General features: G+C 71.6%; 28 protein-coding genes and 1 pseudogene. 13 read left to right on the top strand and 16 right to left on the bottom strand.

Going from position 1 to position 25,799, the window contains the following annotated elements:
* Positions 1-36: 36 nt before the first annotated feature.
* The 5 genes from ACN26Y_RS09130 to ACN26Y_RS09110 all read left to right on the top strand — a co-directional run bounded on the left by ACN26Y_RS09130 (position 37) and on the right by ACN26Y_RS09110 (position 4,840).
* The gene (locus tag ACN26Y_RS09130; protein ID WP_422734588.1) at positions 37-2,025 is read left to right on the top strand and encodes a biotin carboxylase N-terminal domain-containing protein; all 1,989 of its coding nucleotides are present in this window, start codon (positions 37-39) and stop codon (positions 2,023-2,025) included.
* Positions 2,022-3,212 carry an acyl-CoA dehydrogenase family protein gene (locus ACN26Y_RS09125; RefSeq protein WP_155329869.1) on the top strand — a complete coding sequence of 397 codons (1,191 nt, stop codon included), beginning with the start codon at positions 2,022-2,024 and terminating at the stop codon, positions 3,210-3,212. Before ACN26Y_RS09130 ends, ACN26Y_RS09125 begins: the two co-directional genes overlap by 4 nt.
* A 464-nt stretch (positions 3,213-3,676) precedes the next feature.
* Positions 3,677-3,913, top strand: a complete 237-nt coding sequence (locus ACN26Y_RS09120) for a hypothetical protein (protein WP_155329868.1) — start codon at positions 3,677-3,679, stop codon at positions 3,911-3,913.
* A gap of 242 nt (positions 3,914-4,155) precedes the next feature.
* Positions 4,156-4,686, top strand: coding sequence for an RNA polymerase sigma factor (locus tag ACN26Y_RS09115; protein WP_155329867.1), 531 nt, complete (start codon positions 4,156-4,158; stop codon positions 4,684-4,686).
* Entirely contained in the window at positions 4,676-4,840 is a 165-nt protein-coding gene (locus ACN26Y_RS09110; RefSeq protein WP_155329866.1) for a hypothetical protein, read from the top strand. Before ACN26Y_RS09115 ends, ACN26Y_RS09110 begins: the two co-directional genes overlap by 11 nt.
* Positions 4,841-5,129: 289 nt before the next feature.
* On the opposite strand, the gene ACN26Y_RS09105 is transcribed toward ACN26Y_RS09110, so the two are convergent.
* The 3 genes from ACN26Y_RS09105 to ACN26Y_RS09095 all read right to left on the bottom strand — a co-directional run bounded on the left by ACN26Y_RS09105 (position 5,130) and on the right by ACN26Y_RS09095 (position 6,723).
* Positions 5,130-5,330: a hypothetical protein gene (locus tag ACN26Y_RS09105; RefSeq protein WP_422734587.1), complete on the bottom strand. Its 201-nt coding sequence runs from the start codon at positions 5,328-5,330 to the stop codon at positions 5,130-5,132.
* A gap of 49 nt (positions 5,331-5,379) precedes the next feature.
* Positions 5,380-6,173 (bottom strand): IS5 family transposase gene (locus ACN26Y_RS09100; protein ID WP_422734914.1). Its coding sequence is split into 2 segments (ribosomal slippage): positions 5,380-5,840 and positions 5,840-6,173, totalling 795 coding nucleotides; the frame shifts between segments, so codons are not numbered across the junction.
* 82 nt (positions 6,174-6,255) lie between these two features.
* The gene (locus ACN26Y_RS09095) at positions 6,256-6,723 is read right to left on the bottom strand and encodes a hypothetical protein (RefSeq protein ID WP_422734586.1); all 468 of its coding nucleotides are present in this window, start codon (positions 6,721-6,723) and stop codon (positions 6,256-6,258) included.
* Between the two features lie 912 nt (positions 6,724-7,635).
* Between ACN26Y_RS09095 and ACN26Y_RS09090 the strand changes: the two genes are divergently transcribed.
* The 3 genes from ACN26Y_RS09090 to ACN26Y_RS09080 are packed head-to-tail and all read left to right on the top strand — an operon-like array spanning position 7,636 to position 9,415.
* Positions 7,636-8,034, top strand: coding sequence for a hypothetical protein (locus tag ACN26Y_RS09090; RefSeq protein WP_155329864.1), 399 nt, complete (start codon positions 7,636-7,638; stop codon positions 8,032-8,034).
* Entirely contained in the window at positions 8,031-9,125 is a 1,095-nt protein-coding gene (locus ACN26Y_RS09085) for a hypothetical protein (RefSeq protein ID WP_422734585.1), read from the top strand. Before ACN26Y_RS09090 ends, ACN26Y_RS09085 begins: the two co-directional genes overlap by 4 nt.
* Before the next feature lie 2 nt (positions 9,126-9,127).
* Positions 9,128-9,415 carry a hypothetical protein gene (locus ACN26Y_RS09080; protein ID WP_155329862.1) on the top strand — a complete coding sequence of 96 codons (288 nt, stop codon included), beginning with the start codon at positions 9,128-9,130 and terminating at the stop codon, positions 9,413-9,415.
* Positions 9,416-10,013: 598 nt separating this feature from the next.
* Here ACN26Y_RS09080 and ACN26Y_RS09075 read toward each other — a convergent pair.
* Together ACN26Y_RS09075 and ACN26Y_RS09070 are read right to left on the bottom strand one after the other, a co-directional pair.
* A complete protein-coding gene (locus ACN26Y_RS09075) occupies positions 10,014-10,208 on the bottom strand; it encodes a DUF397 domain-containing protein (RefSeq protein ID WP_155329861.1) in 195 nt (64 codons plus the stop codon).
* Positions 10,209-10,219: 11 nt separating this feature from the next.
* On the bottom strand, positions 10,220-11,095 hold the full coding sequence (locus tag ACN26Y_RS09070) for a helix-turn-helix domain-containing protein (protein WP_230688937.1): 876 nt from the start codon (positions 11,093-11,095) through the stop codon (positions 10,220-10,222).
* A 354-nt stretch (positions 11,096-11,449) separates the two neighbouring features.
* Between ACN26Y_RS09070 and ACN26Y_RS09065 the strand changes: the two genes are divergently transcribed.
* Together ACN26Y_RS09065 and ACN26Y_RS09060 are read left to right on the top strand one after the other, a co-directional pair.
* Positions 11,450-11,668, top strand: a complete 219-nt coding sequence (locus ACN26Y_RS09065; protein ID WP_155329859.1) for a hypothetical protein — start codon at positions 11,450-11,452, stop codon at positions 11,666-11,668.
* A pseudogene (locus tag ACN26Y_RS09060) lies at positions 11,665-11,904 on the top strand (hypothetical protein); the annotation flags it as partial. The gene ACN26Y_RS09065 and the pseudogene ACN26Y_RS09060, both read left to right, overlap by 4 nt.
* Here the strand turns inward: ACN26Y_RS09060 and ACN26Y_RS09055 are convergent.
* The 4 genes from ACN26Y_RS09055 to ACN26Y_RS09040 form a co-directional block, all read right to left on the bottom strand.
* The gene (locus ACN26Y_RS09055) at positions 11,864-12,826 is read right to left on the bottom strand and encodes a hypothetical protein (protein WP_155329858.1); all 963 of its coding nucleotides are present in this window, start codon (positions 12,824-12,826) and stop codon (positions 11,864-11,866) included. The pseudogene ACN26Y_RS09060 and the gene ACN26Y_RS09055 overlap by 41 nt on opposite strands.
* Positions 12,827-13,017: 191 nt before the next feature.
* Positions 13,018-13,911: a transporter substrate-binding domain-containing protein gene (locus ACN26Y_RS09050; RefSeq protein ID WP_230688936.1), complete on the bottom strand. Its 894-nt coding sequence runs from the start codon at positions 13,909-13,911 to the stop codon at positions 13,018-13,020.
* Positions 13,912-14,067: 156 nt separating this feature from the next.
* Complete coding sequence (locus ACN26Y_RS09045) at positions 14,068-14,610, bottom strand: hypothetical protein (RefSeq protein WP_155329856.1); 543 nt, start codon at positions 14,608-14,610, stop codon at positions 14,068-14,070.
* A 68-nt stretch (positions 14,611-14,678) separates the two neighbouring features.
* A complete protein-coding gene (locus ACN26Y_RS09040; protein ID WP_155329855.1) occupies positions 14,679-15,350 on the bottom strand; it encodes a hypothetical protein in 672 nt (223 codons plus the stop codon).
* 417 nt (positions 15,351-15,767) lie between these two features.
* Here ACN26Y_RS09040 and ACN26Y_RS09035 point away from each other — a divergent pair, with 417 nt between their 5' ends.
* Positions 15,768-16,097: a hypothetical protein gene (locus ACN26Y_RS09035; protein WP_155329854.1), complete on the top strand. Its 330-nt coding sequence runs from the start codon at positions 15,768-15,770 to the stop codon at positions 16,095-16,097.
* Here ACN26Y_RS09035 and ACN26Y_RS09030 read toward each other — a convergent pair.
* The 7 genes from ACN26Y_RS09030 to ACN26Y_RS09000 all read right to left on the bottom strand — a co-directional run bounded on the left by ACN26Y_RS09030 (position 16,077) and on the right by ACN26Y_RS09000 (position 23,832).
* The gene (locus ACN26Y_RS09030; RefSeq protein ID WP_196255892.1) at positions 16,077-17,522 is read right to left on the bottom strand and encodes a serine/threonine-protein kinase; all 1,446 of its coding nucleotides are present in this window, start codon (positions 17,520-17,522) and stop codon (positions 16,077-16,079) included. The two genes, ACN26Y_RS09035 and ACN26Y_RS09030, sit on opposite strands and share 21 nt — an antisense overlap.
* Positions 17,523-17,582: 60 nt before the next feature.
* The gene (locus ACN26Y_RS09025) at positions 17,583-18,062 is read right to left on the bottom strand and encodes a hypothetical protein (RefSeq protein ID WP_155329852.1); all 480 of its coding nucleotides are present in this window, start codon (positions 18,060-18,062) and stop codon (positions 17,583-17,585) included.
* A 134-nt stretch (positions 18,063-18,196) separates the two neighbouring features.
* Positions 18,197-21,766 (bottom strand): adenylate/guanylate cyclase domain-containing protein, encoded by a 3,570-nt coding sequence (locus ACN26Y_RS09020; protein WP_422734584.1) that lies wholly within the window; start codon positions 21,764-21,766, stop codon positions 18,197-18,199.
* Positions 21,763-22,587, bottom strand: a complete 825-nt coding sequence (locus ACN26Y_RS09015) for an MBL fold metallo-hydrolase (RefSeq protein ID WP_422734583.1) — start codon at positions 22,585-22,587, stop codon at positions 21,763-21,765. Before ACN26Y_RS09015 ends, ACN26Y_RS09020 begins: the two co-directional genes overlap by 4 nt.
* A gap of 117 nt (positions 22,588-22,704) precedes the next feature.
* The gene (locus ACN26Y_RS09010) at positions 22,705-23,163 is read right to left on the bottom strand and encodes a RidA family protein (protein WP_155329849.1); all 459 of its coding nucleotides are present in this window, start codon (positions 23,161-23,163) and stop codon (positions 22,705-22,707) included.
* Positions 23,160-23,315 carry a DUF4177 domain-containing protein gene (locus ACN26Y_RS09005; RefSeq protein ID WP_013736319.1) on the bottom strand — a complete coding sequence of 52 codons (156 nt, stop codon included), beginning with the start codon at positions 23,313-23,315 and terminating at the stop codon, positions 23,160-23,162. Before ACN26Y_RS09005 ends, ACN26Y_RS09010 begins: the two co-directional genes overlap by 4 nt.
* A gap of 46 nt (positions 23,316-23,361) precedes the next feature.
* The gene (locus ACN26Y_RS09000; RefSeq protein WP_155329848.1) at positions 23,362-23,832 is read right to left on the bottom strand and encodes a hypothetical protein; all 471 of its coding nucleotides are present in this window, start codon (positions 23,830-23,832) and stop codon (positions 23,362-23,364) included.
* 355 nt (positions 23,833-24,187) lie between these two features.
* Between ACN26Y_RS09000 and ACN26Y_RS08995 the strand changes: the two genes are divergently transcribed.
* Together ACN26Y_RS08995 and ACN26Y_RS08990 are read left to right on the top strand one after the other, a co-directional pair.
* Entirely contained in the window at positions 24,188-24,769 is a 582-nt protein-coding gene (locus tag ACN26Y_RS08995) for a hypothetical protein (protein ID WP_155329847.1), read from the top strand.
* A gap of 18 nt (positions 24,770-24,787) precedes the next feature.
* A complete protein-coding gene (locus tag ACN26Y_RS08990; RefSeq protein ID WP_155329846.1) occupies positions 24,788-25,765 on the top strand; it encodes an ArsA-related P-loop ATPase in 978 nt (325 codons plus the stop codon).
* The last annotated feature ends 34 nt before the right edge of the window (positions 25,766-25,799 follow it).

Genomic DNA, 25,799 nt, shown 5'->3' with positions numbered 1-25,799 from the left:
TCCCGCAGTCGCGAACGAAAGGCAGGCTCAGCCTTCATGATCCAGAAGTTGCTCGTAGCCAACCGGGGCGAGATCGCCCGCCGGATCTTCGCCACCTGCCGCGCGCTCGGCGTGCAGACGGTCGCCGTGCACTCCGACGCCGACGCCGACGCGCCCTTCGTCGCCGAGGCCGACCAGGCCGTCCGCCTGCCCGGGAACACGCCCGCCGAGACGTACCTCCGGATCGACCTCATCCTCGACGCGGCCCGCAAGGCGGGCGCGGACGCCGTCCACCCGGGCTACGGCTTCCTCGCCGAGAACGCCGAGTTCGCCACGGCCGTCACCGACGCCGGCCTCACCTGGGTCGGGCCGCCCGCCAAGGCGATCGCCGCGATGGGCGACAAGATGGCCGCGAAGGCGCTGCTCGCCGAGGCCGGCGTACCCATGCTGCCCACCTGGACCGACGCCGACCAGGTCACCGCCTTCCCGGTGCTGGTGAAGGCGTCCGCCGGGGGCGGCGGGCGCGGCATGCGCGTGGTCCACGACGCCGCCGGGCTCGCCGAGGCCGTCGCCAGCGCGCGCCGCGAGGCGGCCGCGGCGTTCGGCGACGGCACGGTCTTCATCGAGCGGTACGTCGAACGCGGCCGCCACGTCGAGGTGCAGATCTTCGGCGACGTGTACGGGACGGTGGCCGCCCTCGGCGTCCGCGAATGCTCGATCCAGCGCCGCCACCAGAAGATCGTCGAGGAGGCACCGGGCGTGCTCCCGCCGCAGGTGCGGGAGCGGCTGCACCAGGCGGCGGTGGCCGCCGGCCGGGCGGTCGACTACGTCGGCGCCGGCACGGTCGAGTTCCTGCTCGCGCCCGACGGGGACATCTTCTTCCTGGAGATGAACACCCGCCTCCAGGTCGAGCACCCGGTCACCGAACTCACCACCGGCCTGGACCTGGTCCGGCTGCAACTGCTCGTCGCCGAGGGCGAGCCGCTGCCACTGTCCGCGACCCCGCCGCCGGCCGGCCATGCGATCGAGGTACGCCTTTGCGCCGAGGACCCCGCCCAGGGCTACCGGCCGGCAACCGGAACCCTGCACCGGTTCGCCCTGCCCGGCGTGGCCGCTGAGTTCGGGCCGCTGGCCGGGCCGGGCTTGCGGCTGGACTCCGGCGTGGTCGACGGCTCGGCGGTGAGCGTCCACTACGACTCGATGCTCGCCAAGGTGATCGCCTGGGCGCCCACCCGCGCCGAGGCGGCCCGCGTCCTGGCCGGCGCCCTCGCCCGGGCCGAGTTGCACGGCGTGGCCACCAACCGGGACCTGCTGGTCCGGGTCCTGCGCAGCCCGGAGTTCGCCGCCGTCGACGTCGACACCGGCTTCCTGGACCGGCACCCCGAGGTCTTCGAGCCCCTGCTGCCCGCCGACGAGGTCCCCCTGGTCGCGCTGGCGGCGGCCCTCGCCTCGGCGGCCGGTCGCCGGGCCTCGGCGTCGGTGCTGGCCGGGCTGCCGTCCGGCTGGCGCAACGTCCCCGCCTTCCCGCAGGTCACCCGCTTCACCGGCCCGGACGGGAGGGAAATCGAAGTCCGCTACCGGCTGGACCGCAGGGGAGCGCTCGCCGACTGGTCCACGAACCCGTCGAGCGACGCCAACGCCACCGTGTCCCTGGTCGAGGCCGCCCCGGAGCGCGTCGTGCTCGACGTGGACGGGGTGCGGCGGGCGTACCGCGTACACCGTCAGGGGTCGGAGGTCTTCGTGGACGGCCCGGACGGGGCGGCGAGCCTGGCCGAGCTGCCGCGCTTCCCCCTGCCCACCGCGGAGCTGGCCGCCGGGTCGCTGCTCGCGCCGCTGCCCGGTGCGGTGACCCGCGTGCACGTCGAGGTCGGCCAGCGGGTCGCCGCCGGTGACCTGCTGCTGACCCTGGAAGCGATGAAGCTGGAACACCCCGTGCTCGCCCCCACCGACGGCGTGGTCGCCGAACTGCCGGTCCCCGCCGGCGGCCAGGTCGACACCGGAGCCGTGCTGGCCGTGGTCAACCCCCTTGAGGAGGCTCAGTCATGAACTTCGACCTCACCCCCGAGCAGGATCAGCTCCGCGACGCCGTGCGGGCGCTGGGCAAGCGGTACGGCCACCGGTACTTCGTCGAGAAGGCCAAGGCCGGCGAGCACACCACCGAGCTGTGGAACGAGGCCGGCCGGCTGGGCTACCTGGGCGTGAACATCCCGACCGAGTACGGCGGCGGGGGCGGCGGCATCACCGAGCTGGCCATCGTCTGCGAGGAGCTGGCCGCGGCCGGCTGCCCGCTGCTGCTCCTCGTGGTCTCCCCCGCCATCGCCGCCACGGTCATCAACCGGCACGGCACCGACGAGCAGCGCAAGCGCCACCTGCCCGGCTTGGCGGACGGCTCCCAGAAGATCGTCTTCGCGATCACCGAACCGGAGGCCGGCTCGAACTTCCACCGCCTCGGCACGGTCGCCCGCCGCGACGGCGACGACTGGGTGCTCTCCGGCCGCAAGTGCTACATCTCCGGGGTCGACGACGCCGGACACGTGCTGGTCGTCGCCCGCGTCGCCGTCGGAGACGGCAGCGCCGGCTCAGCGGACGCGGCTCCGCAGAAGCTGAAGCCGGCGCTGTTCATCGTGCCGACCGACGCGGCCGGGCTGACCTGGTCCAAGCTGGACATGGAGATCCTGTCCCCGGAGAACCAGTTCCTGCTCTACCTGGACGACGTCCGCCTGCCCGGCGACGCCCTGGTCGGCGAGTCGGTGGAGGCCGGCCTGCCGGCGCTGTTCTCCGGGCTCAACCCGGAACGGATCACGGTCGCCGCGATGGGCGCCGGCACCGGCCGGTACGCGATCGAGCGCGCGTCGGAGTACACGGCGACGCGGGCGGTGTGGAATGGGCGGACGATCGGCTCGCACCAGGGCGTGTCGCACCCGTTGGCGCACGCGGCCGTGCAGGTGGAGCTGGCCCGCCTGATGATCCAGAAGGCGGCGGTGCTGTACGACGCCGGCCGCGACCTGGAGGCCGGCGTCGCCGGCAACATGGCGAAGTACGCGGCCGGGGAGGCGGCGGCTCTGGCCGTGGACACGGCCGTGCAGGCGCTCGGCGGGGCCGGCATGACCACGGAGTACGGGGTGGCGACGCTGCTCGGGGCGGTACGGGCGGGGCGGATCGCCCCGGTCAGCCGGGAGATGATCCTCAACTTCGTCGCCCAACACGTCCTCGGCCAGGACAAGTCGTACTGAGAGAGCCCTCAGCCGGGTCTCTGGGTCCAGCTCCGCACGGTTCATTAGCGGGCGGAGCTTGATCTCTTCATCCCGAACGCCGATACGGGACACCGATCGTTGTCGATCAATGCCCTCCTGCGCGGCATAGCGAGGCCGCCTCTGCTGTCTTGTGTCGTCTATCGGCGGCGCTGGTGGTCGTCTCGCTGCCTCGCCGCGCTGCGCTCACACGCTTTCGAGGTCTGCGACCACACGTTCGGACCGGTTCGACAGCGCACATGACCAGCAGTTCGGCTGCCCGTCGGACCGTCATGGACGACCGTGTACGGCAGCGAATGAGACCACAGTTGAGACCACCCGCCCCAACGAACAGCGCGACTGTCGAGTCACGATGCGTGATCGGACGCCTGACGGTTGCACGACGCGCCCCTCTCCACGCACCTCACTCATGAGCCTCCCGAGGGGGTGGCAGGTTGGAGAATCAGGTGCCCGAGACGGTGAACGGCTCCACGGAACTCGTCATTGGCGATACGGGGGACGAGCCGACCGAGCCACGGCCCGAGGGCCGCGACGATACCGGCAAGCTCCTGGTGGTGATGAACGGGGCGCTGATCGGGGTGCCGTCCGCGTACGCGGTGTCGAACTCGCTGGCCGTCACTGCCGTCGCCGCCGTGTTGGCGGTCGTCATGGTCCTCGCGTGCTTGGCGCGCCGAGCCCGGTGATCCCCCGGGGCCTTCAAGTTTCTTGCCGAGCCGTTGCACGCTGAGCCCCCGCCCGGTACTCAACTAACGAAGGCCAGGTAGTTGGACATTGGCCGTCGTCACGCACGACGACCGATGTGCGCGCTACCTGGCGCGCAGCGAACCGGAAAGTCCGGGACGCATATGCACGCAGGAAGGGTGATTTATATGCGCAAAGCAGAGCAAAGGCTCTGGTTTGTCCAGAGAGAACGGAGGAATGAGACATGCCGTCACAGACCGAGATCCAGCTCGCCCAGGGGCAGTTGGCAGAGTTCGCCACGTACTACGAGGGCGACTACAAGCCCCTGGTCGGACTGCTGATCCGCTGGGGGGCTTCCCGGCACGAGGCCGAGGACGTCACCCAGGAGGCGATGCACGTCGCGCTCATGAACTGGCCGACCATCAAGTCCCCGAAGTCCTTCACCCGCACGGTCGCCCTCCGCATCCTGCACCGCGGCTGGCAGGTAGCCGAGCGGGAGGTCACTGCGGCGAGGCACGTGGCGCAGGACACCGCGGTGGAGTCTTTCGATGCCAACGAGGACCGGCCGGAGGTCATGAGCATGCTGCGGGCGCTGCCGGAGGCCCAGCGCGTGGTTTTCGTGCTGCACTGCGACGGCTACGGGCACACCGAGATTTCCGAGATCACCGGACAGCAGCGCGACACCGTGCGGTCGAATTTGCGGCACGCCCGTCAGAAGGTCCTCCGCATGCTGGACCCCGAGTCGACCCGGAAGGAGGCAACCCATGGACCATGACAAGGAGCACGAACTCGACCAGCTCATGGACCGCGCGTCCACGGCCGTACTGAGGTCCTTGGACGCCACGGTCGACGTCAAGCAGCGCCTGCGGGAGCTGTTCCGCCGGGCCGGCGTCGACCCTGAACGCGTGCCCGAGTCCGGGAACCGGTAAAAACGCCCAGGAGAGCAGGGCCCCGCTTGCGCGGGGCCCTGCTGACGTCGCCCGCGAAATCAACAGTCGGGTCTTGCCAGGTCCCCTGCCCTGACGGTTGGCAGCGGCTGTCCGCCTCAACTCCGTAGCTCACGGCGACCTGCTTTGGTCGGTTCTGCGGTTGCCGGCCTCTGCGTGGTCGACCATGCCGAACGAACGACAGCGCCTGAACAACCGCGGCCCTTCCGACGCCAACGGACCCGCCTCCCCGTTCGCAGCGCGGGTTGGCGGGTCCGTTATCGCTTGGCGACTAGATGCCTGGGCTCACGTACGCGACGCAGGATGCCGGCTTGCCTGTCGTGATGGTGGACACCTCGACAGAGGCCTTGCCGGACGGCGGGATCAGGTCCGGATAGGTGGACCCCCCGCCGATGATCTTCGTCTTCGAGGCGTCATAGCAGACCACGGCCACCCTCGGGTCCTTGAGCGGTTCGGCCTTCGGGTTGGTCACCTCGAACTTGGCGTCGAACTCGTCGGTCCCATACTCGGACTTAGAGGTCCTAACAAAGTCGTACGACGTGCCGGTACGTGATGATGCAGGTAGCGAGGCCGAGGAAGGCTTCATGCATGTCATCACGGCGTTCCCACCGGATGCGTAGCCGTCGCATGCCGTGGTACCAGGCGATGGTGCGCTCGACCACCCACCGGAACACGCCGAGACCGGAGCCGTGGGGTTGGCCACGGCGGGCGATGTGCGGTCGGATGCCCTTGCCGCGTACCGCCTTGCGGTACTTGTCATGGTCGTAGGCACGGTCGCCGAAGAGCTGGTCGGGGCGGCGGCGTGGCCGTCCGCGCCGATTACGTACGGGCGGGATCTTGTCGATCAGCGGGAGCAGTTGGGTGACGTCGTGGCGGTTGCCGCCGGTCAACGACACGGCCAGGGGGATGCCGGCGCCCTCGGTCAGGACGTGGTGCTTCGAGCCCGGGCGGGCGCGGTCGACCGGGCTCGGGCCGCTTTTGGGCCACGTCGGGCGGCCCGCACGTGTGAGGAGTCGATCACGGCGCGGGACCAGTCCAGCTTCCCGGCGGCCTGCAGCTCTGCCAGCAGCAGCTCGTGCAGCCGCTGCCACACCCCGGCCCGGTTCCACTCCTCCAGACGCCGCCAGCAGGTCATCCCGGACCCGAACCCGAGCTGCTGGGGCAGGAACTCCCACTGGATCCCGGTGTGCAACACGAACAAGATCCCGCACAGCACCTGCCGGTCCGGGATTCGCTTGCGTCCCGGGCGCCGTGGGTTGCGCTCAGGTTTGGGCAGCAACGGCTCGATGCGCTGCCACAGCCCGTCCGGCACGATCCACGGCGGCTGCTCACCACGCCTCACGGCACGACATCGTAGATCGCCCTCTACAAGGGACGGAAGCCCCTAGATCATTTTGTTAGGAACTCTTAGTCACCGTCACCGGACCGGTCTTGATCTCCGGGAACGGCTCGGCGGAGAAGGTGCCCTCATCCTCCACCAGCAGCGTCGCCTCGACCTTCGCGGCCTTCTTGCCCGCGGGCAGCTCCGCCTGCGTGGTGAGCGGCATCGTCTGTCCGGGGCGCGAGAAGGTCTCCACCTGAGACTCGCTCTTGAGCAGCTCCCCGGCCGCATCCTTGATGTTGAACTGGACGGTCACCGTCTGCCCGACCTTGTCAGAGGTGTTCTCCACCATGGCGACCAGGGCCACGTAGATGTCGCGCTGACCGAAGCCGGTCGCCAGCAGGGACCCCCCGGGCTTGGCGTCGCCGGCCGCCGGCGCGCCGCTTGCTCCGTCGGCGGATCCCTGCTCCACCTTGTCGGGCTCCGCGCACGCGCCGAGGAACAGAACCGAGAGCGCGACCAGCGCAGCGGTCCGAAGTTTCACGAATTGCTCCTTGAGTTGATCTTTTGGTGATGACCGGGATTAGGGATTCTCCGAGGTGGCGGCGGGCTGAACCACCTCCTTCGAGGTGATCTCTCCGACGAAGAGTCGGACGCTGTCTGCCCTGGTGATCGCATAGTTTTCGCCGGTCGACCAGGACTCCCACTTCTCCGGGTCAAAGATCATGTACGTCGAGCCCGCTCGCCGCGCCACCTCCGGCTCTTCGTCACCCTGCGCCGTTGACTTGCGCAAGCTTCAGCCGGGTCCATACAGACAGGATCGAAACAGGACTCGTAGCGTGTAGTCGTCTGACTGCTACTGGACAGGTAGCTGAGCCGCTCCGGTGCATTCCCGTCGCAACTGCGGTTTCCGTAGCTGACATCGCGAAGCCAGTGCATCGGCCGGGAGCTCGCGCTGAGGGCGGTCCAGCCCCGGGTCCGTCGGTGACACCTCGCTTACAAGGCGCTTTCGGCAAAGGTCGCAGCGTCCGGTGACGTCCACCGGGTCCGGCTCCGAGGCGACACCCATCCGCACTCGTCCGGCCTCGGCCGCCACCGCTGATGTCAACGACTGATGTCAGGTCACCGACGCTGTCGGACTCCCTGCCCGCTAAGGGCGACCGCCGCCGGGGGGAGCCGGTCACAAGCTGTCGGCTGATGCCAGCCGGTGGCGACCCGCGTCGATGAGCAGGTGCCGGGCATCGTCGGTTGATGTCTTGGACGGCCCCGCATCGAGGCTTCCGCTGCCTCCTTGCTGCCTGGCTGCCGGATGTCTCGCTGAGAAGCTCTGTGCGGGCTGTCGCTGGCGTCTGCGCCCGTTGCTGGCCCGGGGCATAGTGCAGTCGTAGCGGCTTTGGCCCGTGCTGTCCGACGCCGTTGCTGTCAGCGATCGAACATCACGCAGGGCAGCGATCTCATGACCGTCGTTGGTATCTTCGCCGGCATGAGTCGCAAGGCGCGGGGTGGCGGCAGGTTGAAGCGGCGGCCGGTGTCCGAGGAAGAGCGGACGCAGGCGGTTGAGGAGTACCGAAAAGCGGTGGGCGTCCTGCAACACTCGGCCTTCCGCAACCTTCGGACCTCGATCGCGAACGTCGCGATCTTCTTCGGGGTGGTATCAGGCTGGCTGATCCTGACCGGCGATGCCGAGCCCGCTGCACTCGTGCCCATGTCGGTGTCCATCGTCGGCGGGGTGCTCGGCGTGAGCACTTACCTCGTACGGCGGCAGCCTTTCGCTCGGTACCTGCTCATCGGCGCCGTTGTGCTCGCCGTGGTCGGCTTGGCTGGCACCGTCATCGCGTCCCAGGCGGCGCAGTGACCCTCGTCGTGGAACCTGCGGCGCTGGCAGGCTTCGCGCGGCAGGTCGACCGAGCTGCCGAAGACGTCGGCGAGATCCGTGGCTACTTCCACCGGTACGCCGAGGCGGGCACCGGCGGAGAGGTGTACAACGTCGCCAAGGCGAGCCACGAACATGCTGTCAACGTCATCGACACCACGCTCAAACGCCTGGCCGGCCTACTGCAAGCCTCCGCCCCAGAACTCACCGCCGCTGCCACCTACTACCGCACCACCGACCTGACCGCTGCCGCGTCCCTCGACCGCACTCTCCCGTCGGCGGCCGACCGGTGCATCACCCGGCTTGAACTGGAAATCTCCGCCAATCCCTGCACCCCGGCCAACTTCGCCGACCCGCGCGACGTCACGTGGTCCCTGAAGCCGCCCGGCGAGCCGGACAACCCCGCGAACTCGCTGGCGTTCATGGACTACCTCAGCCCATCGGCGTGGGCCGCCACCGCCTTCAACATCGTGTTCGGATTCGACCCCATCGGCGAGATCCAGAAACGCGTCTTCGGTGACTGGGAGGCCCTCGCCGTCATGGCACCCGTCATCGGCAACATGGGCGGCGCGCTGCACGACGTGGCATACAACGTCCAGTCCGGGGCCACCACCCTCCGCGGCCACTGGCAGGGCACTGCCGGCGAATCCGCGTTCCGCTACTTCACCACCACTGCCAACGCCGTCTCCGACCTGCGCGGCCCCCTGGCCGCCATCAGCCAGGGATACCGAGAGATGGCCGACGCCGTGTGGGCCACCGGCGAAGCCTTGGGCGGCACCATCAAAGCCCTGCTCGATTCCGCCATCATCGCCGGCGTCAGCATCGCTGCCGGAACCGCCACCGCCTCCACCGGCGCTGGCGCCGTCGTCGGCTACGGGCTGGCCGCCGCCGAGGTCGCCTATATGCTCCACCTCTGGGGCGCCGCCACCAACCTCTGCCAGAAGCTCTCCGCCGTCGTCAACACCTTCCGCGCCCTGCTCGTGCGCGAACTCAGCAACCTCGACGCCGTCGCACTACCCTCGCTACCGAACAGCGGCCGATACGACCACCCCCTCGCCGGACTACCCGCCTAGCCATGAGCGACCTCGACGACATCGCCGCCGGCGACCACCATCGCAGCCAAGCCCTCCGCGACGCCCTCACCCGCCTCGCCAACGGACCCAACGACGTGCTACGAGAGATGGCCACAGGAGTCCTCAACGGCGACATCAGCCTCCGCGACGCCGTCGCAACCGACACCTACGCCGCCGAGCTGACCAAACCCTTTGAAGCGTTCTGGGCCCGCTACGAAGAGATGACACCCGAAGAACGCGAGCAACTGGCAGCCCAAGGCACGGCCGGCCCCGCCAAGGCACCGCAGTAGACCGCAGTGCGCGGCGTCCTTCGCTGATCTAGCCGCCAGCCAAGCACCGATGGCACCTACGGCACTGGCTGCGCCTGCGATTGCCGAGAGAGCAGCGATGAGCGTGTTTCCGTCGATGCCCACGGCGGTAGTGCGCCAAACAGCTTGGGAATCGGATTGGTCTGCTTGGGGAGTCGCCGTAGCGACCGGTCGAGAGGTGCTTGACGTTCGCACCAGGGCTGCCTGGAACCCCGTGCTCGCCCTTGCTGACCCTTGTGTCGGGCACGGATCGGGCACGCACCGGCGTTGCGCGCTGAGCCTCTAGATTGGGACGAGTGACGTGGGGATCCTCAGCGATGACGTGCCCGTGGTGTTGCGACACGCCGCCGAGGCACACGACCTGGTCTACATCCTCGGAATTGGCGACATCGCCGGCAGCCGGTTTCGCGGCAGCCAGTGTCCGGCTCCGGTTAATGCGTTACACGGTGGCTTCACTCGATGGGTGACACTCCGCCGGGTGCTGGTGGATATGAGAGTGACCGAACAGCGGCATCCGGCCCTGTTGGAGGGGTCAGGCGGGACTGGCGGTGAGGAGGTAGCCGAATCGGTACACCGCTGCTCAGGCCTCGAACTGCCCAGTCTTGAGGGCCCCCATGAAGCCGCTCCAATCACCAGGGGTGAAGGACAGCAGCGGCCCTTGCCGATCCTTGCTGTCGCGGACCATGACGGTCCAGGGTCGCCTGGCGACCTCCACGCAGTTGCCGCTTGAGCCGGACCTGGTGCTCTTGCGCCAGGCAGAGCGAGGCAGGTCCATGCCGTGCCCTCCTAGGTGATCAAGTCGGCAGCGATCGCACGAAGCGTATCTCGCGTTGGCTTGGGTGCCAGTGCGAGGGCTTGAAGCTGCTCATGTGCCGCCGCGTACGCGGCGATCTCGGACGGCCGGTCCAGGTACAGCGCACCCGTCAGCGTGTCGACGTACACCATCCGCTCCTCGGCGGCGTCCGGGTACGGGTCCGGCATGGGCGGGAAGTCCAGGATCACGAAGCTGCCGTCGAAGCCGACGCCGGCGGAGTAGGGGAGTAATTGGATCTGAATGTTGCTCCGGCCCGACTGCTCGACCAGGTGGTTGAGCTGCCGGTGCAGCACCTCCGGACCCCCGACCATTCGGCGGGCTGCTCCCTCGTCAATGACCACACGCAGCATCGGCGGGTCATCGCTTGTGAGGATGGCCTGACGCTCCATCCGTAGCGCGACCTGCCGTTCCACCTCGTCGTCACGCATCGGGACCGGCGCGCCCTGGAACGCGGCTCGGGCGTACTCCTCGGTCTGCAACAGGCCGGGCACCATCTGGCACTCATATGTGCGGATGACGGACGCCTCGGACTCCATCCCCACGTACGCGGCGAACCAGTCGGGCAGGACGTCGCTGTACCGCTGCCACCATCCACGCTGCTTCGCCTGCCGAGCGACGGCGATGACAGCCTCGGCCTGGTCGCCTTCAACGCCGTACAACGTCAGGAGCGCCCGCACATCGTTCGGATGTGGACGGACTTCCGCCGTCTCGATCCGGCTGAGCCAGCTCGCATCGTGGTCCACCCGTCGGGCCGCGTCGGCTGAGGTAATACCGGCTCGCTCGCGTAGCTGTCGAAGCGTGAGCGCCAGTCGTCGACGTCGGACCGTAGGGCTCTGACGTTGAGGCACGTCGTCATCTTGCCATGCGGAAGACCTTACTTCCTTTCGCAGACACGCGGACCGCACATTTGGGATCCGCATATTGCGGATGCCCGAGATGCGTGAGACGGTGCTCGCTGGGTGTGGTGGTCGGATGACCGTGCGTGGCCCGGCCGCCATGCCCCCAAGCGAGGAGGGCCGGATGAGCAGGCACGTCACCTACGACCAGTACGTGACCGCGGTCGCCCTGACGCTGGCCCGCCGGCACCGTCCCGTGTGGTCATGGCAGAAGTGTCAGCGGGTCTGCCGATGCGGAAGGAACCTGCCCTGCCACGCAAGACACCGAGTGCCGATCAACCGAGGGCACTGGCCGGGTGAGAGCCGATGACAACACACGGCCCGGTCCTGCCCATCTGGACGTGCGGCGGCTGTGGCGCCCCCTGGCCCTGTCGCACCCGCCGCAACGAGCTCAAAGCCGAGTACGAGGACGCCCCCGTGTCCCTCGCCCTCTACCTGGGCTCCTGCCTCGTGGCAGCCACCCAGGACATGGCCTGGGCACCGGCGGGCCAACTCCACCGCCGCTTCCTCGGCTGGCTGCCATGACCGACCTGCGCGCCGGCACCCTGCTCCACATCGGCCGAGCAGCCAGCGTCCAGTTCGTGACCCCGATCAGGTTCCGCCTGATCCGAGTGCTCGACTGGGTCACGTACGACGGCTGGGTCTGGCTTGACGGCTACCAGCTCAACGCCAAGGGCGACGCCGTCGCCCGTCGCACGATCTACGTACAAATGGCAGGACTCAACGGCACGCAGCGTCCACCCGGTGCACCGGGCGGACCCGCCGGCCCAGCCCTTCCAGCAGCGAGTCCTCGACGTGGAAGTCGTGGATCCGCAGCCGGTGGCGGGGCAGTTCCTCCTCCGACGGGCAGAGCACCTGCCCGCGTACCTGTCCCACCGGCACGTAGCGCACCCCGCCGCGCTCCTGGAGGATCACCATGTTGACATCATCGGTGGTCACCACGTGCCCCCGGATGTCCTCGGAAACCCCAGCAGCGGCCCCGGCGGTGTCCCCCACGGTGGTCACGGTGAGCGGCAGCACCGGCGTACTGATCACCGGTAGCGCCACCCACACCAGCATGGCCAGCACGGCGAGCTGGGTGAGCGAGGCGAGCGGCCGGATCACCACGCCGGGCAGCGGCCCGGCGATGAAGAGCGCCAGCAGTGGCGGTACGACCAGCAGCACGATCGCCAGCCATTCTTCCTGCCGCCAGGCGTCCCGCAGCGTCGGCACCAGCAGGAAGAGGTAGCCGCCGAACACGGCCGCGATGACGAGGACCCGGGCCACGGGTTGCTCGTGCAGGCGTTCGGGCCGCACCTGGAACGCCGCGAAGGCCGCGGGCACCAGCAGCGGCAGGTACAGCAATGGCCACGTGACCAGGGCCATCAGGAAGCTCGCCGCCACGAACCAGGTCGGCGTGACCTCGACCCAGCGGGCGAAGAGGGGTCGACGCGCGGTACCTTCCGTGCTGGCGGCGAGAACCGCGCCGAGCGCGAAGACCGCGACGAGCGCGGTGGCGAGCAGGCGCGCTGCCGTGGTGAGGAACCCGGCCAGCAGGTTGATCGGCCCGACGTTGGCCACCAGCAGCAGCGTGGTCTGCAACTCGCCGCCCGCCTCGACGCCGAGTCGGAGCACCGAGAAGATCGCCGGCACGCCGACCACGGCCGTCCAGAACGACTGGCTGGCCCGCGCCCGCCGCTCCACCTGGTCCCAACCGCCCACCGGCGTCGCGCGGGTCTCGACCGGAGGAGGCTCGACCCCCGCGACGAGCGATGCCGGCCGCGCCCGGGCGGGAGACGCCGCCGGCGCTGGCGCGGACGATGTCTCCGGTGCTGGTGCAGGTGAAGGCGAGGCGGGCGGCGTCGGACCGCCCGGATCCCCGGCCTCCGCCGTGCTCATCGCCGTGGCGCCTTGTCGTCGAAGTCGACCAGCTTCGGTACGTCGAGCGGCTGCGGTTGCCGCTTCTCGGCGCGCAGCCACGGCCCGAGCGTCCGGTTGTACGCGGTCTGCCACGGGCTGGTCTGCCCGTTGCGCCCCTGCTGGTAGCTCTTGTCGAGGAAGTACGCGACCAGGTCGCGCAGCGCCGGGTCGCCGATCGGTACGCCGACGCCGAGCAGTTCGCTGGTGCCGAACGGCATGTCGACGATCTCGAACTCGGTCGGGTGGCGGGCCAGGAAGCCGGCGAGGATCGTCTCGTCGGAGCTGACGGCGTCGTACTTGCCGGCGCGGATGCCCTCGACGCAGTCCCAGACGTCCTTGACCACGACCGTGGGGACCTGGTGTTTCTCCAGCTCCGCCTCGGTGGTGGAGCCGCCGCTCGTGCAGATCTTGTACTTCGGGTTCCGCAGGTCCTCGATGGTGCGGATGGCGTCCTTGTGCCGGGTCGGGACCAGCACCTCCTGGGTGGTGACGAAGTACGGCCCGGCGAAGCTGACCAGCTTCTTGCGCTCGTCGGTGATGGAGAAGCTGGAGACCACGAAGTCGACGACGCCGCCCTGGAGGGCGGGGATGCGGTCCTCGGTGGACACGTTCACGAACTCGACCCGCTGCTCCCCTTCGTACCCGAGGGAGGCGGCGATGTAGCGGGCGATCTCGACGTCGAAGCCGATGTGCGCCCCGTTGCGGACCTCGCCCATCAGCGGCTCGTCGTCCGCCACCCCGATCCGCAGGACGGGCTGGCCCCAGATGTGCGACTCGCGGAGCTTCTCCTGCACCGAGGGCAGCTCCGGCTCCCGCTGGCTGTCGCAGCCAGCCGCCGCAGCGAGCAGCAGCGTCAGAGCGACGGCCACGGTGGTGGCGACCGAACGAATCAGGGATCCTGTGCGGTGAACACGCATGGTCGACCTCGCTACGCGGCGGAGCCTGGGTGACACGCATCGTAGCCGCCCCCGTCGAGCAGCCGCCGCATCCGAGCCGGCCGGCAATGTCCAGCTGAGGACAGCCCGTCACACCCGCTGGATCTGGTAGGAGACGGCGGCCCGAACGTCGCCCGCCGGGATGATCAACACCGCCGAGCCGGTGACGGCGGACCGGAGCCGCAGCCCGATCGCCCCGGTGGTGACGGTGGTTCCGCACGGCAGCATCTCCTGGATGTCCGAGCGGTCCCCCAGCCGGAAGTACGCGTAGAGCGTGCCCGATCCGGCGCAGTTCACGACGAGCCGGTAGTCACCGGCCTTCCACTCCTCGGCACCCTCGTCACGGATCACCATGGTCATTGGGCCTTCACCCTGATCGACCACCGTGGGCCGGGCGCCGGCGGCGATCAGCGTGCCCTCCACCTCCGCGTTGGCCGCGTTGGCCGCCTGCACGTAGCGTTCCATCGCTGGGTCCGCAGTGGGGACGGAGGGTCGCGCGGAGGGGGACGGGTCGGCGTCGACGCGTTTCGGAGGCTCCGGCTCTCCGGTGCAGCCCGCGGACGGGATGACCACCATGGCGAGCACGGCGCTGGCGACCACGAGCCGCCGGAGGTGACTCTGTCTCGTCTCCATCACTACTCCTGGAATGGGCGGCGGTCCCGGCCGTTCGGGCATCGGCCGGGACCACCCGCTGAATGAAACTAGGAAGAGGTCTCCCAGTAGCGGTATCCCCACGTGGAAGCGCTGGGCATGGCCGTCACCGTCGCGCTCTTCTTGTTCTTGACCTTACAACGGCTGTCCACGGTGTACTTTTCGGCGCCCATGCGCCAACCCCAGTTCCCGAATCGCAGATTTCCGTACTTCTTCGGGTCGATGTTGCGGCTGTATTCCCAGGTGTGCTGAATCTTCGAGGTCACAGACGCTTCGATTCCGAAGGTGGTCTCAGCCTTGGCCACCAGCGCTCCGGCGGAGAAGCTCGCGGAGGCCGACACCTTGACGGTGGCTTCCAGGCCGGTCTGGATCGCCGCCTTGGTGGTGCCGCCGGGGCCGTTCTTGAAGGTCATACCAACCGGGATGTGGATGCCTTTCCGGTTGAAGACCCGGTAGTGCGTCCCCGCCTCGGGGCAGCCGAACCCGGGTCGCGCCGGCTCGTCCTCGAAGATCCAGCCGTTGCCCGGCACGGTGCCCGCCTCGATCTCGGCCGCCTCGGCGAGGACCACCTCCTCGGTCGTCACGTCGACCGGTCGCCCCTCGTCGGCGTACGCGGCGCCCGGTGACAGCGGCGGGACGAGGAACGCGCCCGCCGCGACGACGGCGATGATCCGCCGCCGACCATTCTTCCCTGACATGTCTTCCCTCTCCTGAACGGACATGGTTTACCGGCCGCGGAACGGAGGAGAAGAATAAACGCATTGCTCGTTGCGGATAGGCATGAGTCCACGTCTGTCGCCCCCGTAATTGCTGCGCCGCGTTCGGCAGGGGAACCGTAGCGAGATCAACGACTACCGCACAGCCCGGGATTCCGGTGACCCATCTCACAGCGGATCGATTCATTCTCGACAGTTGGCGAATTGCCGGCGTAACCGCTGTTCGGGAACGCTCCGACCCGACGCCGGGACGGCACGTGTCGATGTCCTTTGTCCACTGTCGCGAATGTTACAAGGATGGGTGGGAGCCACGCCCCGTGTCGATGCCACCCACACTCCGGTACCGGCAGACCCCGTCCCTGATGGGCGCTTCCACTCCGGACGGGTGGTTGACAGCAGGCTCCCGGCCGACATGCTGGACGGGTGACGGAACGCAGGCCCGACGCACGGCTGGTGGCGCTCGTCGCAGGAGTGGCGGCGGTCGCTCTGCTCGTGACGCTGCTCGCGCTGCGCCGCCAGGATCTCCTCGCGGTCGTCCTGGCGCTGCTCTGCGTCCTGTCGACGGCGGTCTGCGGCGTGGCCGTGGCGGCCGCCCGGGACGGCCGTGAGCCGCCCGCCATCCCCGTGTCGCCCCCGACGGCCGACGCCCTGCACGCCGTCGACGCCGACACGCTGGAAACCCTCGGCAACCGGGAGGCGGTGCGCGCGATGCGCGACCGCTACCGGGGGCCGTCAGCTGACGAAGGTCGGTGACGCGAGCGCGTCCAGGCCGCGCCCGGCCAGGCAGCGGTAGGTCCGGTCGGCGGCGTCCGGCGGGAGCACCTCCAGGTTCCACCCGTCGGTGTACGTCATGCCGCTGGTCAACCGGAAGGTCGTCGCGTTGCAGACACGCCGTACGGCGGGGTCGCTGCTGACCTCGTCGTAGCCGGCACCGAGCAGCGTGTCGGGCAGCACGCCCTCGACGTAGCTCTCCCACGTGTGCTCGCCGGCACACGGCACCCGCGCCGCCCGGGCCCGCGCACCACGCACCTCCATCGGCCCGAAGCACTCCAACTCGTCGCCGCACCGCGCCCCGGCGGGCAGCTCGGCCACCTGCGCACAGGCCGGCCGCAGGTGGGACGCGACGTCGGTGGTCGGCGGCGGCAGCGGCGCGGTCGCCCCGGCGGCCAGCCAGGCACCGGCACCGGCCGCGGCGGCGAGCGCGACCACACCGGCGCCGCCGAGAAACCAGCGGCGTCGGCGCCGCCCGTCGGTCGGCACGGTCGGGTGCGGGTCCTCCACCGGCGGGCGGGGCGCGGGCCGGGCGGACCGGCCGAGGGCGTACGGCCCGGACGACGTGCCTCCACCGTGGACCGGGGAACTGCCGTGACCGGGCACCGCGCCGCTGAGCGGCAGGTCGGCCAGCAGGGCCTTCAGCTCGGCCGCGGACGGCCGCGCCCCCGGATCGTTCGACATGCCGGCGCGGAGGATGTCGACCAGGTCCTCCGGCACACCGGGCAGGCCGGGGACCGGCTGGTGGAACATCTCCAGCACGGTGACCAGGCTCGGGTTGCGCTCGGAGCGCCAGCGGGGCGGCCGGCCGTGCATCACCGCGTAGAGGGTGGCGCAGAGCGCGTACACGTCGACGGCCGGCGAGGGCGGGCTGTGGTTGAACATCTCCGGTGGCGCGTACGCCGGGGTGAGCACCTCCAGGGCGACCGAGGCGTCGCGCATCTCGGCGACGACGGCGAGCCCGAAGTCGGCCAGCACCGCCGGGTTGAAGTGCGAGTAGAGGATGTTCGCCGGCTTGACGTCGCGGTGCAGCACGCCGGCCGCGTGGGAGTGGGCGATGGCGTCGGCGATCTTCACCCCGAGGTCGCGGGCCTCCAGCGGGCCGAGCGGGGAAGTGCGCATGCGCTCGGCGTACGACCCGTCGCAGAGTTCCATGATCAGGTAGGGGTGCTGGTCGACCGTGACCCCGACGTCGAAGAGGTCGACCACGTGCGGATGCGACGACATCCGCCCCGCCGCGCGCGCCTCCCGGAGGAACCGCGCCTGGTCCCGCTCGCTGTCCAGCGTGCGGTTCTCCACCTTGACCGCCACCTCGCGCCCCACCGAGATCTGCGTGGCCTTGTAGATCGTCGCGTAGCCGCCCCGGGCGAACACCCGCAAATCAGTCAGACCAGGCACGATGGGCATCGGCAGGGCGCCGGGCGGGGTGTCGGTCACAGCTTGAAAATACCGAATCCGGCCGGCCGCTCAGTGAACCGCGTCCGCCGCGGACGGCGGCGCGGCCCGATCAGCGGGCGTCGTGGCGGTGGCGGCCGTCGATGCGGCGCCACCCCGGCGGGCGTCCCACCAGAGGCCGGCGGCGGTCGCCAGCGCGCCCAGCCCCTCCCAGGCGGCCACCCCGAAGAACCGGCCCGGCGCGACGTCGGCCAGCACCGCGATGGTGAACACGGTGAAGGTGACCAGCCGGAACCAGACGGTGAACCGGTAGAAGGGCCGCCACTCGGTCGCGGTGGCGAGCAGGTAGTAGACCCCCATGTTGAACGAGGCCATCGAGGACGCCGTCAGGAAGGTGCCGGTGTAGTCACCGGCCGCCCGCGACGCGGGCACCTCGAAGCCGAGCAGCCGCAGCAGCGCCTCCGGCCAGATCAGCCCGACCGCGCCCATGACCAGCGCGAGCACGCCAAAGACCGCGATCGTCCAGCCGGCGGCGGAACGCGGCAGCTTCATCGGACCCCTCCCCGGCCGGCGCGGTCGTGCCCCGCGTCCGGCCCCCACACGCTAACGACCGCCCCCGACATCCACATCGGCGAAACCGTCAAAACCTGTGCCACACGGCAGCCCGGCTCGGGCGGCGGCGGCGCTCAGATCGTGAGGCGGGCGCGGAGCGCGTCGGCGTTGCGGCGTTCGCTGCGCTGCTCGGTGGCGTACGCCAGGCGGACCGCCTCCTCCGCGCTGGCCAGCGCCTCGACGGGACGGCCGCAGGCGGCGAGCGCCTCGGCGAGGACGCTGGCCGCGATCACCTGGCTGCGCACGTCCTCCGCCGGGGCGGCGACGGCCCGCCGCGCCCAGTCCAGCGCCTGCTCCCGCTGGCCGTGCGCGAGCAGGGCGGACGCGTACCGGGCCAGCGTCTGGCGGCGGGAGAAGAGCAGCGACGGCGCGTTGAGCGCGGCCGTGGCGACCGGGGCGAGCAGCCCGACGGCGGTGGCCGGATCACCGGCGGCGAGCCGCGCGGTGGCCAGCAGCACCCGCGGCGCCACCTGGGCGGGAGCCTGCGGGTTGTGCGGCTCGACGGCGGTCAGGACGGCGCGGGCGTCCCGCTCGGCGAGGTCGTGGGCGCCCATGTCCAGTGCCACGAACCCGCGCAGCGTGCCCGCCATGCCGGTGAGCAACGGGTGCGAGGTGCGGTTGGCGAACCCCAGCGCGTCGGTGAGCAGGTCGGCGGCGTGCTCCGGCTCGCCCAGGCTCCGCGCGATGACGCCCCGCACCACCAGCGCGAAGCCACGCCCCCACTCGTCGGAGACGGCGGCGAAGTCCCGGTACGCGCGCCGGGCCAACCGGTCCGCCTCCGCCAGGTCGCCGAGCTCGGCGGTGGCGAACGCCTCCACCCCGCGCAGCGTGCCCACCGCCCACTCCTCGCCGACCCGCTCCCCGAAGGGCAGGAAGACCTGCGCCAGCCGGCAGGCCTCCCGCAGCCGGCCGGCGAGCAGCCGGGCGAACGCGGTCGTGCCGCGCAGCCAGGCCCTCCCGTACGGGTCCTTCAGCTCGGCGAACAGCCGGGCGGCCCGGCTCAGCACGGCGTCGGTGCCGGCGAAGTCCCCCCGGGTGGTGGTGACCCAGGCCAGGTTCTGCAACGACCAGGCCTGCCCGCGGCGGTCCTGCACCGACAGGCTGACCTGGTACGACGCGGCGAGCCGGCTGCTCGCCTGGCCGAGCCGGCCGGCGATGAAGTCGGCCATGCCGAGGCGGCGCATCGCCGAGGCGCGCAGCGTCGGCTGCCCGTGCGCGGTGGCCACCTGCAACGCCTCCTGCCAGCAGGCCACCGCCCGGCCGTGGTCGCCCATCGTCTGGTGCGCCTGGCCGGCGAGGAGCAGGGCGCTGGCCCGGGTCGCCGCCTCGTCGCCCGCGTTGGCGGCGATCTTCTCGGCGGAGGCGAGCGCGTCGGCCGGACGGCCGATCTGGAGCAGTGCCCGCGCGTGCACCACCCGGTCGGCCGCCGGTACGGCGCCACGGGCCAGTTCGGCGGCGCGTTCCGCGTACTCGACGGCCATCGCCGGCTCGCCGGCCTGCAGGGACCGGCGGGCGGCGCGGCCCAGCGCGGCGATCCCCAGCGGGACCACCGTCCGGGCGGGCGCGTCCGGGCGCAGGCCGACCGCGTCGGCGAGCGCGGTGGCCCGCTCGACGTGCGCGGCCACGAAATCGTCCCGGGCCGCCTCGGTGAACCCGCCGGGCACCGGAGCGCCGGCCGGCGGGTCGGCCGCGGCCCAGCGGGCGAGCGCGGCGTGCCGCTCGGCCAGTTCCGCCTTGCTCACCCCGGAGTACGCGGCCTCCCGCATCAGCGGGGTGGCGAACGCGTACCCGGCGCGGGTGCGGTGCAGCATGCGCCGTTGCAGCAGCTCCTCGACGGCACGTTCCAGCTCGACGGCGACGACCGCCGCCGGCCGGCCGTCCCGGCCGGCGCGCTGCTCGCGGAGCGCCTCCAGGGTGCCGGCCGGCACGCTGTCCCCAACGACCGCCGCGTCCCGCAGCGCCGACCGGGCGTCCGGTGGCAGCGCGTCGATACGCGCGGCGAGCACGGCGGCCAGATCCCTGGAGAGCAGCCGGCTGCCGAGCGAGCCCGGCGCGAGCCGCCACGAGTTGCCGGTGCCCGCGGTGAGCGCGCCCCGCTCCATCAGCAGCGTGACCAGCTCGGCGAGGTAGAACGGGTTGCCCTGCGCGGTGGCGAGCAGCCGGTCGGCGTCGGCCTGCGGCAGCCGGCCGCCACCGAGGTAGCTGGTGAGCAGCCGGGCCGCGTCGGCGCCGCGCAGCGGGGGCAGGGCGTGGACCTCGGCGTCCGAGACGCGGGTCAGCGCGCCGGCCGTACGCACCAGCTCGGGCCGGCCGAGCAGCAGCACCAGCACCGGGCCGCTGAGCCGGTTGAGGGTCAACCCGAGCGCCTTGATGGTCTCGGCGGTGGCGTCGTGCAGGTCGTCGACGACGACCGCCAGGGGCGCCTCACCGGCGAGGGCGCTGAGCAGGTCGGCCACCGCGTTCGGCACCGCCTCGGCGTCGGCGGCCTGCCCGGCGGAGCTCCACTCGCCCTGGTCGGTGGGGCCGCCGGCGGGCAGCTCCGCGTACCCGAGGAGGGCCAGCAGCTGCTCGGTGGCGATCGGGGCGGGCTCGCCCCCGGCCCGGCCGAGCCGCTGGCCGAGCCGGCGCAGCCGCTCCTCGACGGCGGGACGGGTCAGCGCGGTGGCCGCGTCGGTGGGCAGGCCGACCGCGGCGCGCACCAGGTCCGCGAGGGGCGCGAGCCGGCGCCGCTCGCCGAAGGCCGCGCACCGGACGGAGAGCACCCGCGCGCCGGTGTGGGCGGCGAACCGGCCGGCGCCCACGTCGTAGCCGGCGGCGAGGCGCTCCACCTCGGCGGCGAAGCGGGACTTGCCGATGCCCGCCTCGGCCGTCATCAGCAGCACCCGGGGCTCGCTGCGGTCGACCACCTCGGCCAGCCGGCCGGCCACCCGGCCGATCTCGGTCTCCCGGCCCACGAAGGGGGCCTCGTCGCCGAGGCCGGACCGGGTGCCCGGGGCGTCCAGGAGGCCCAGCAGCTCGTACGCCTCGACCGGCTCCCGCTTGCCCTTGAGCCGCAGCGGGCGCAGCGCCCGCCAGGACGCGACGTGCCGGGTGGCGGCGGCGGTCCGCGCGCCGCCGTACACCGCGCCGACGGCGGCGGCGTCGGCCAGCCGGGCGGCGGTGTTGACCGTGTCGCCGATGACCGTGTACTCGATCGCGGCCTGGATTCCGGCGATCACGTCCCCGGTGTTCAGGCCGACCCGCAGGCCCAGCGGCGCGCCGCCGCCGCGCTCGTCGTCGAGCACCCGGCGGACCGCCCGCTGCATCGACAGCGCGGCCCGCACCGCCCGCTCGGCGTCGTCCTCGTGGGCGACCGGCGCGCCGAAGACCGCCATGATCCCGTCGCCGGTCAGCTTGTCGACGTGCCCGCCGAAGGTCTTGACCGCACCGGCGAGCGCGGCCAGCACCCGGTCGGTGACCGCACCGACCCGCTCCGGGTCGAGATCCTCCGACCAGGAGGTGAAGTCGGACAGGTCGCCGAAGAGCACGGTGACCACCCGGCGCTCGGTGGCCGGGAGCGTCGCGGCGGCCGGCAGCGCGGCCCCGCAGTTGTGGCAGAACCGCGCGCCGGGTACGGCGACGGTTCCACACACCGGGCAGGTCACGTCTGCTCCAACCCCACGCCGGTGTCGCCGGATTCCCGGCCCAGGTACTCGAGCTGCGCCCGCACCGACCACTCCGCCGCCCACCACAGCGAGCGGTCCACGTCCGCGTACACGATCGCGACGACCTCGGCGGCGGTGGTGGCGCCGGCGGCCAGCGCGGCCCGGACCTGGTCGAGCCGCGCCCGTCGGTGGGCCAGGTAGAACTCGGCCGCCGCGGCGCAGTCGGCCAGCGCCGGGCCGTGGCCGGGCAGGGCCGGGATCCCGGTGTACGTCGAGAGCAGCTCCAGGCTGCTCAGATAGTCCCCGAGGTGCCCGTCCGGGTGGGCGACGACGGTGGTGCCGCGGCCCAGGATCGTGTCGCCGGTGAGGACGACGCGCTGGCCCTGGTGCTCGACCAGGAAGCAGACGGAGTCACCGGTGTGGCCGGGCGTCGGCACCAGCCGCAGGTCGATGCCGGGGACGGCGGGCGGCGTACCGACGCCGACCGGCGCCGCGGCGATCGTGTGCGCGGGGTCGGCGGCGCGGACCGGAACCCCGCCGAGCAGGTCGTGCAGGGGCGCCGAGCCGTCGGTGTGGTCCGGGTGGCCGTGGGTGATCAGGACGAGCCCGACCGGCCCCTGCGCGGCGATCGCGGCGAGATGGCCGTCGTCGGCCGGCCCCGGATCGACCACCACGGCCGGTTCACCGGGGGCGGCCCGCAGCACCCAGGTGTTGGTGCCGTCGAGCGTCATCGGCCCCGGGTTGGGCGCCCGCAGCAACGTGACCCAGCCCGGCAGCTCGTCCGCGAGAGCCGCCGCCGGTGTCGTGAAGTGCCCGCCCATGGCTGCGATCGTACGACCCCCGCCACCACGCCCCGCGATCTTGCACTTCCGGTCCCCGCTTCGTGCCCGTTCAGGGCCTTTGCCGGGGCGGAAGGTGCAAGATCGCGGGTGGCGGGGCTACGCCACCTCGACGATGACCTCGATCTCGACCGGGGCGTCGAGCGGGAGCTCCGCCACGCCCACCGCGCTGCGGGCGTGCCGGCCGGCCTCCCCGAAGACGGCGCCGAAGAGGTCGGACGCGCCGTTGACGACGGCCGGCTGGCCGGTGAAGCCGGGCGCGCTGGCGACGAAGCCGACCAGCTTGACGACCTTGACGACGTTCTCCAGCCCGACCAGCGAGTCGATCGCGGCGAGCGAGTTCAGCGCGCACCGGCGGGCCAGGTCCTTGGCCTGGTCGGCGGAGACACCGGCGCCGACCTTGCCGGTGGCCAGCAACTTGCCCTCGGCCATCGGCAGCTGACCGGAGACGTAGACGTGCTGCCCCGACTGCACGGCCGGCACGTAGCTGGCGACCGGGGGCACCACCTCGGGCAGCTCGTGGCCCAGCTCGGCGAGCTTCGCGTGCGGCCCGGTCATGCCTTCGGCCGCTTCAGGTAGGCGACGAGCTGCTCCGGGTTCGGGCCGGGAACCACGGACACCAGTTCCCAGCCGTCCTCGCCCCAGTTGTCGAGGATCTGCTTGGTCGCATGGACCAGCAGCGGGACCGTGGCGTATTCCCACTTCTGCATCGCTGGGGGGCTCCCTCTCGTGGCGTGCGGCTTTTTCAGCCACAGCCTACGGTCCGCTCGCGGGCCGGGATGCCGGACGCTGCTCCGGAGCCACCGACAGGTCGCCGCACGGGCCGGTGTGCTCGTACGGCTGGGGGCAGCGGGACCGGTCGGGCAGCAGGAGGTCGCAGAACACGCGGTGCCGGTTGTTCTGGTCGTCGGCGGTGGAGACGGTGGTCTCCCCGGCGTCGACCTCGCCGAGGAAGCTCAGGGAGGTGGCGATCGTGCCCGCCAGGGCGGTGGCGGCGGCCAGGTCGGCGACCCGGATCGGCAGGTGCACCACGTACCCTGGGCTCTCCTCGTCCCTGGGCCGGTCCCCGGTCTGGGCGAAGGCGCGGAGCACGTCGACGGGCTCGGCGATCCGGCGGTACGCACGTTCGTTGATCGGCAGCCCGCTCCCCTCGCCGCCGCCCGGCCCGCCGGGACGCCGGGACGCCGCCGGGAACTGGGTTCGAGGGGTGTTCTCCACGTCGCGCATTGCCCTGCCTCCGGCCGTCGTAGCTGGTCGAGTCCGCCCTGTCGGTCCGGCCCCCGGCCCCGGCCCTCATTCCGCACCCGGGGAAAAAGGTAGGACCGGCCCGGAGTCCCGCCAACAGGACGCGCAGGATCGATCCACCACAAGTCACATATGCGACACACCGCAGGTGGCGGGGCTGATCACCGGCCCCGACCAGGGCCCGTTGTCCGCCGGCGACCCGGGTGCGGGACCGGTACGCGCGGTACGGCCGGCCCGACGGTTACCCTTCCCGACGGAACGGGCGGGTCCCACCGCCGACTTGCCCGACGTTCCGTCGCCTCGCCGATCCGACGTCAGTCCCACCCCCGGGGGAACGATGACCGAACCACCCACCGGCGATCCGGCCGCCCCGGCCGGGTCCACCGCGGCCACCCCCTCCGTGCCGCGTCAGGACCCGTCGGCGATCCCACCGCCGCCCGCCGGCTACCCCCCCTACGAGGGTCCGGAGGCGCCGCGCCGCAAGCGCGGGGTGGTGGTCGCGTCGATCGCGCTGGCGGTGATCCTGGTCCTGTGCGCCGGCGGCGGCGTCGCCGCGTTCCTGGCGCTGCGCACGGCGGAGACCGGCGAGGGTGCGAAGGAGCCGACAGCGGCCGTCGAGGAGTTCCTCAACGCCGTCTACAAGGACCGCGACGCCGGCAGGGCGGCGGCCCTCGTGTGCTCCGCGTCCCGCGACGACGAGAAGATCGCGGCCAAGGTCGCCGAGGTGGAGAGGTACGCGGCCGAGTACCAGAACCCGCGCTTCCGGTGGAGCGCCCCGCGCGTCGACAACCAGACCGGTGACCGGGCCACGGTCACCACCAAGGTCACCATGACCACGACCGACGAGAAGTTCGCCGACCTGCCGCTGCGCTTCACCGTGGTCAAGAAGACGGGTTGGTGGGTCTGCGAGGTCGCCTGACCTGGATAGGCTCGACGGGTGGGAGCAGCGAAGCGTCCGGATGAGCCGGCGGTGACGGAATGGCCGGCCCGGCTCCACGTGGTGACCGGCAAGGGCGGCACCGGCAAGACCAGCGTGGCCGCGGCGCTGGCCCTGGCGCTGGCCACCGGCGGTCGGCGCACGCTGCTGGTCGAGGTCGAGGGGCGCCAGGGCATCGCCCAGCTCTTCGACACCGAGCCGTTCCCGTACGCCGAGCGGCACCTGACCGACGCGCCCGGCGGCGGCGAGGTGCGGGCCCTCGCGGTGGACGCGGAGGAGGCCCTGCTCGAGTACCTGGACATGTTCTACAAGCTGGGCGGGGCCGGCCGGGCGCTGCGCAAGCTCGGTGCCATCGACTTCGCCACCACCATCGCCCCCGGCCTGCGCGACGTGCTGCTCACCGGCAAGGTCAAGGAGGCCACCACCCGCACCACCGGCCAGCGGCGGGTGTACGACGCGGTGGTGCTGGACGCGCCGCCCACCGGGCGGATCGGTCGCTTCCTGAACGTCACCGCCGAGACGGCGCGACTGGCCCGGGTCGGTCCGATCAAGACGCAGAGCGAGGGCGTCGCGGCGCTGCTGCGGTCGCCGATGACCGCCGTGCACGTGGTGACGCTGCTGGAGGAGATGCCGGTCCAGGAGACGGTCGACGCGATCGCCGAGCTGACCTCGCTCGGCTTCCCGGTCGGGCGGGTCATCGTCAACGGCACCCGGCCGCCGCTGCCGGTCGGACGGGCGGTCACCGCCGAGGAGCTGGCCGGCGGGCTGCGCGCCGCCGGGCTGCCCGCCGACGAGCGGATCGTCGCCGGGCTGGCCTCGGAGGCGCGCGACCAGGTGGTCCGGCGCGAGCTGGAGGACTCGCTGCGCACCGACCTGGTGGAGCTGGGGCTGCCCCTCGTCGAGCTGCCGCTCCTGCCGGACGGGGTGGACCGGGCCGGCCTGGACCGGCTGGCCGAGGCGCTGGTGAGAGCAGAATGACTCACACCTCCCGTCGGCGCGGACGCGCGGCGGG

The sequence above is a fragment of the Micromonospora sp. WMMD558 genome (assembly GCF_049315255.1).
In the GTDB taxonomy this organism is placed as follows: Bacteria; Actinomycetota; Actinomycetes; order Mycobacteriales; family Micromonosporaceae; genus Micromonospora.
The sequence above is the reverse complement of the archived record's forward strand: the minus strand, read 5'-3'. Positions and strand labels throughout refer to the sequence as shown.

Excerpts from the sequence above, each read along its gene's own strand:
- ACN26Y_RS09000 (WP_155329848.1), bottom strand. The coding sequence starts at position 23,832 with ATGCGCGACGTGGAGAACACCCCTCGAACCCAGTTCCCGGCGGCGTCC.
- ACN26Y_RS09110 (WP_155329866.1), top strand. The coding sequence starts at position 4,676 with ATGGACCATGACAAGGAGCACGAACTCGACCAGCTCATGGACCGCGCG.
- ACN26Y_RS09065 (WP_155329859.1), top strand. The coding sequence starts at position 11,450 with ATGACAACACACGGCCCGGTCCTGCCCATCTGGACGTGCGGCGGCTGT.
- ACN26Y_RS09010 (WP_155329849.1), bottom strand. The coding sequence starts at position 23,163 with ATGACCGGGCCGCACGCGAAGCTCGCCGAGCTGGGCCACGAGCTGCCC.
- ACN26Y_RS09115 (WP_155329867.1), top strand. The coding sequence starts at position 4,156 with ATGCCGTCACAGACCGAGATCCAGCTCGCCCAGGGGCAGTTGGCAGAG.
- ACN26Y_RS09005 (WP_013736319.1), bottom strand. The coding sequence starts at position 23,315 with ATGCAGAAGTGGGAATACGCCACGGTCCCGCTGCTGGTCCATGCGACC.
- ACN26Y_RS09045 (WP_155329856.1), bottom strand. The coding sequence starts at position 14,610 with ATGGAGACGAGACAGAGTCACCTCCGGCGGCTCGTGGTCGCCAGCGCC.
- ACN26Y_RS09025 (WP_155329852.1), bottom strand. The coding sequence starts at position 18,062 with ATGAAGCTGCCGCGTTCCGCCGCCGGCTGGACGATCGCGGTCTTTGGC.
- ACN26Y_RS09090 (WP_155329864.1), top strand. The coding sequence starts at position 7,636 with ATGACCGTCGTTGGTATCTTCGCCGGCATGAGTCGCAAGGCGCGGGGT.
- ACN26Y_RS09130 (WP_422734588.1), top strand. The coding sequence starts at position 37 with ATGATCCAGAAGTTGCTCGTAGCCAACCGGGGCGAGATCGCCCGCCGG.
- ACN26Y_RS09125 (WP_155329869.1), top strand. The coding sequence starts at position 2,022 with ATGAACTTCGACCTCACCCCCGAGCAGGATCAGCTCCGCGACGCCGTG.
- ACN26Y_RS09015 (WP_422734583.1), bottom strand. The coding sequence starts at position 22,587 with ATGGGCGGGCACTTCACGACACCGGCGGCGGCTCTCGCGGACGAGCTG.
- ACN26Y_RS09040 (WP_155329855.1), bottom strand. The coding sequence starts at position 15,350 with ATGTCCGTTCAGGAGAGGGAAGACATGTCAGGGAAGAATGGTCGGCGG.
- ACN26Y_RS09030 (WP_196255892.1), bottom strand. The coding sequence starts at position 17,522 with ATGCCCATCGTGCCTGGTCTGACTGATTTGCGGGTGTTCGCCCGGGGC.
- ACN26Y_RS09075 (WP_155329861.1), bottom strand. The coding sequence starts at position 10,208 with ATGGACCTGCCTCGCTCTGCCTGGCGCAAGAGCACCAGGTCCGGCTCA.
- ACN26Y_RS09080 (WP_155329862.1), top strand. The coding sequence starts at position 9,128 with ATGAGCGACCTCGACGACATCGCCGCCGGCGACCACCATCGCAGCCAA.
- ACN26Y_RS08995 (WP_155329847.1), top strand. The coding sequence starts at position 24,188 with ATGACCGAACCACCCACCGGCGATCCGGCCGCCCCGGCCGGGTCCACC.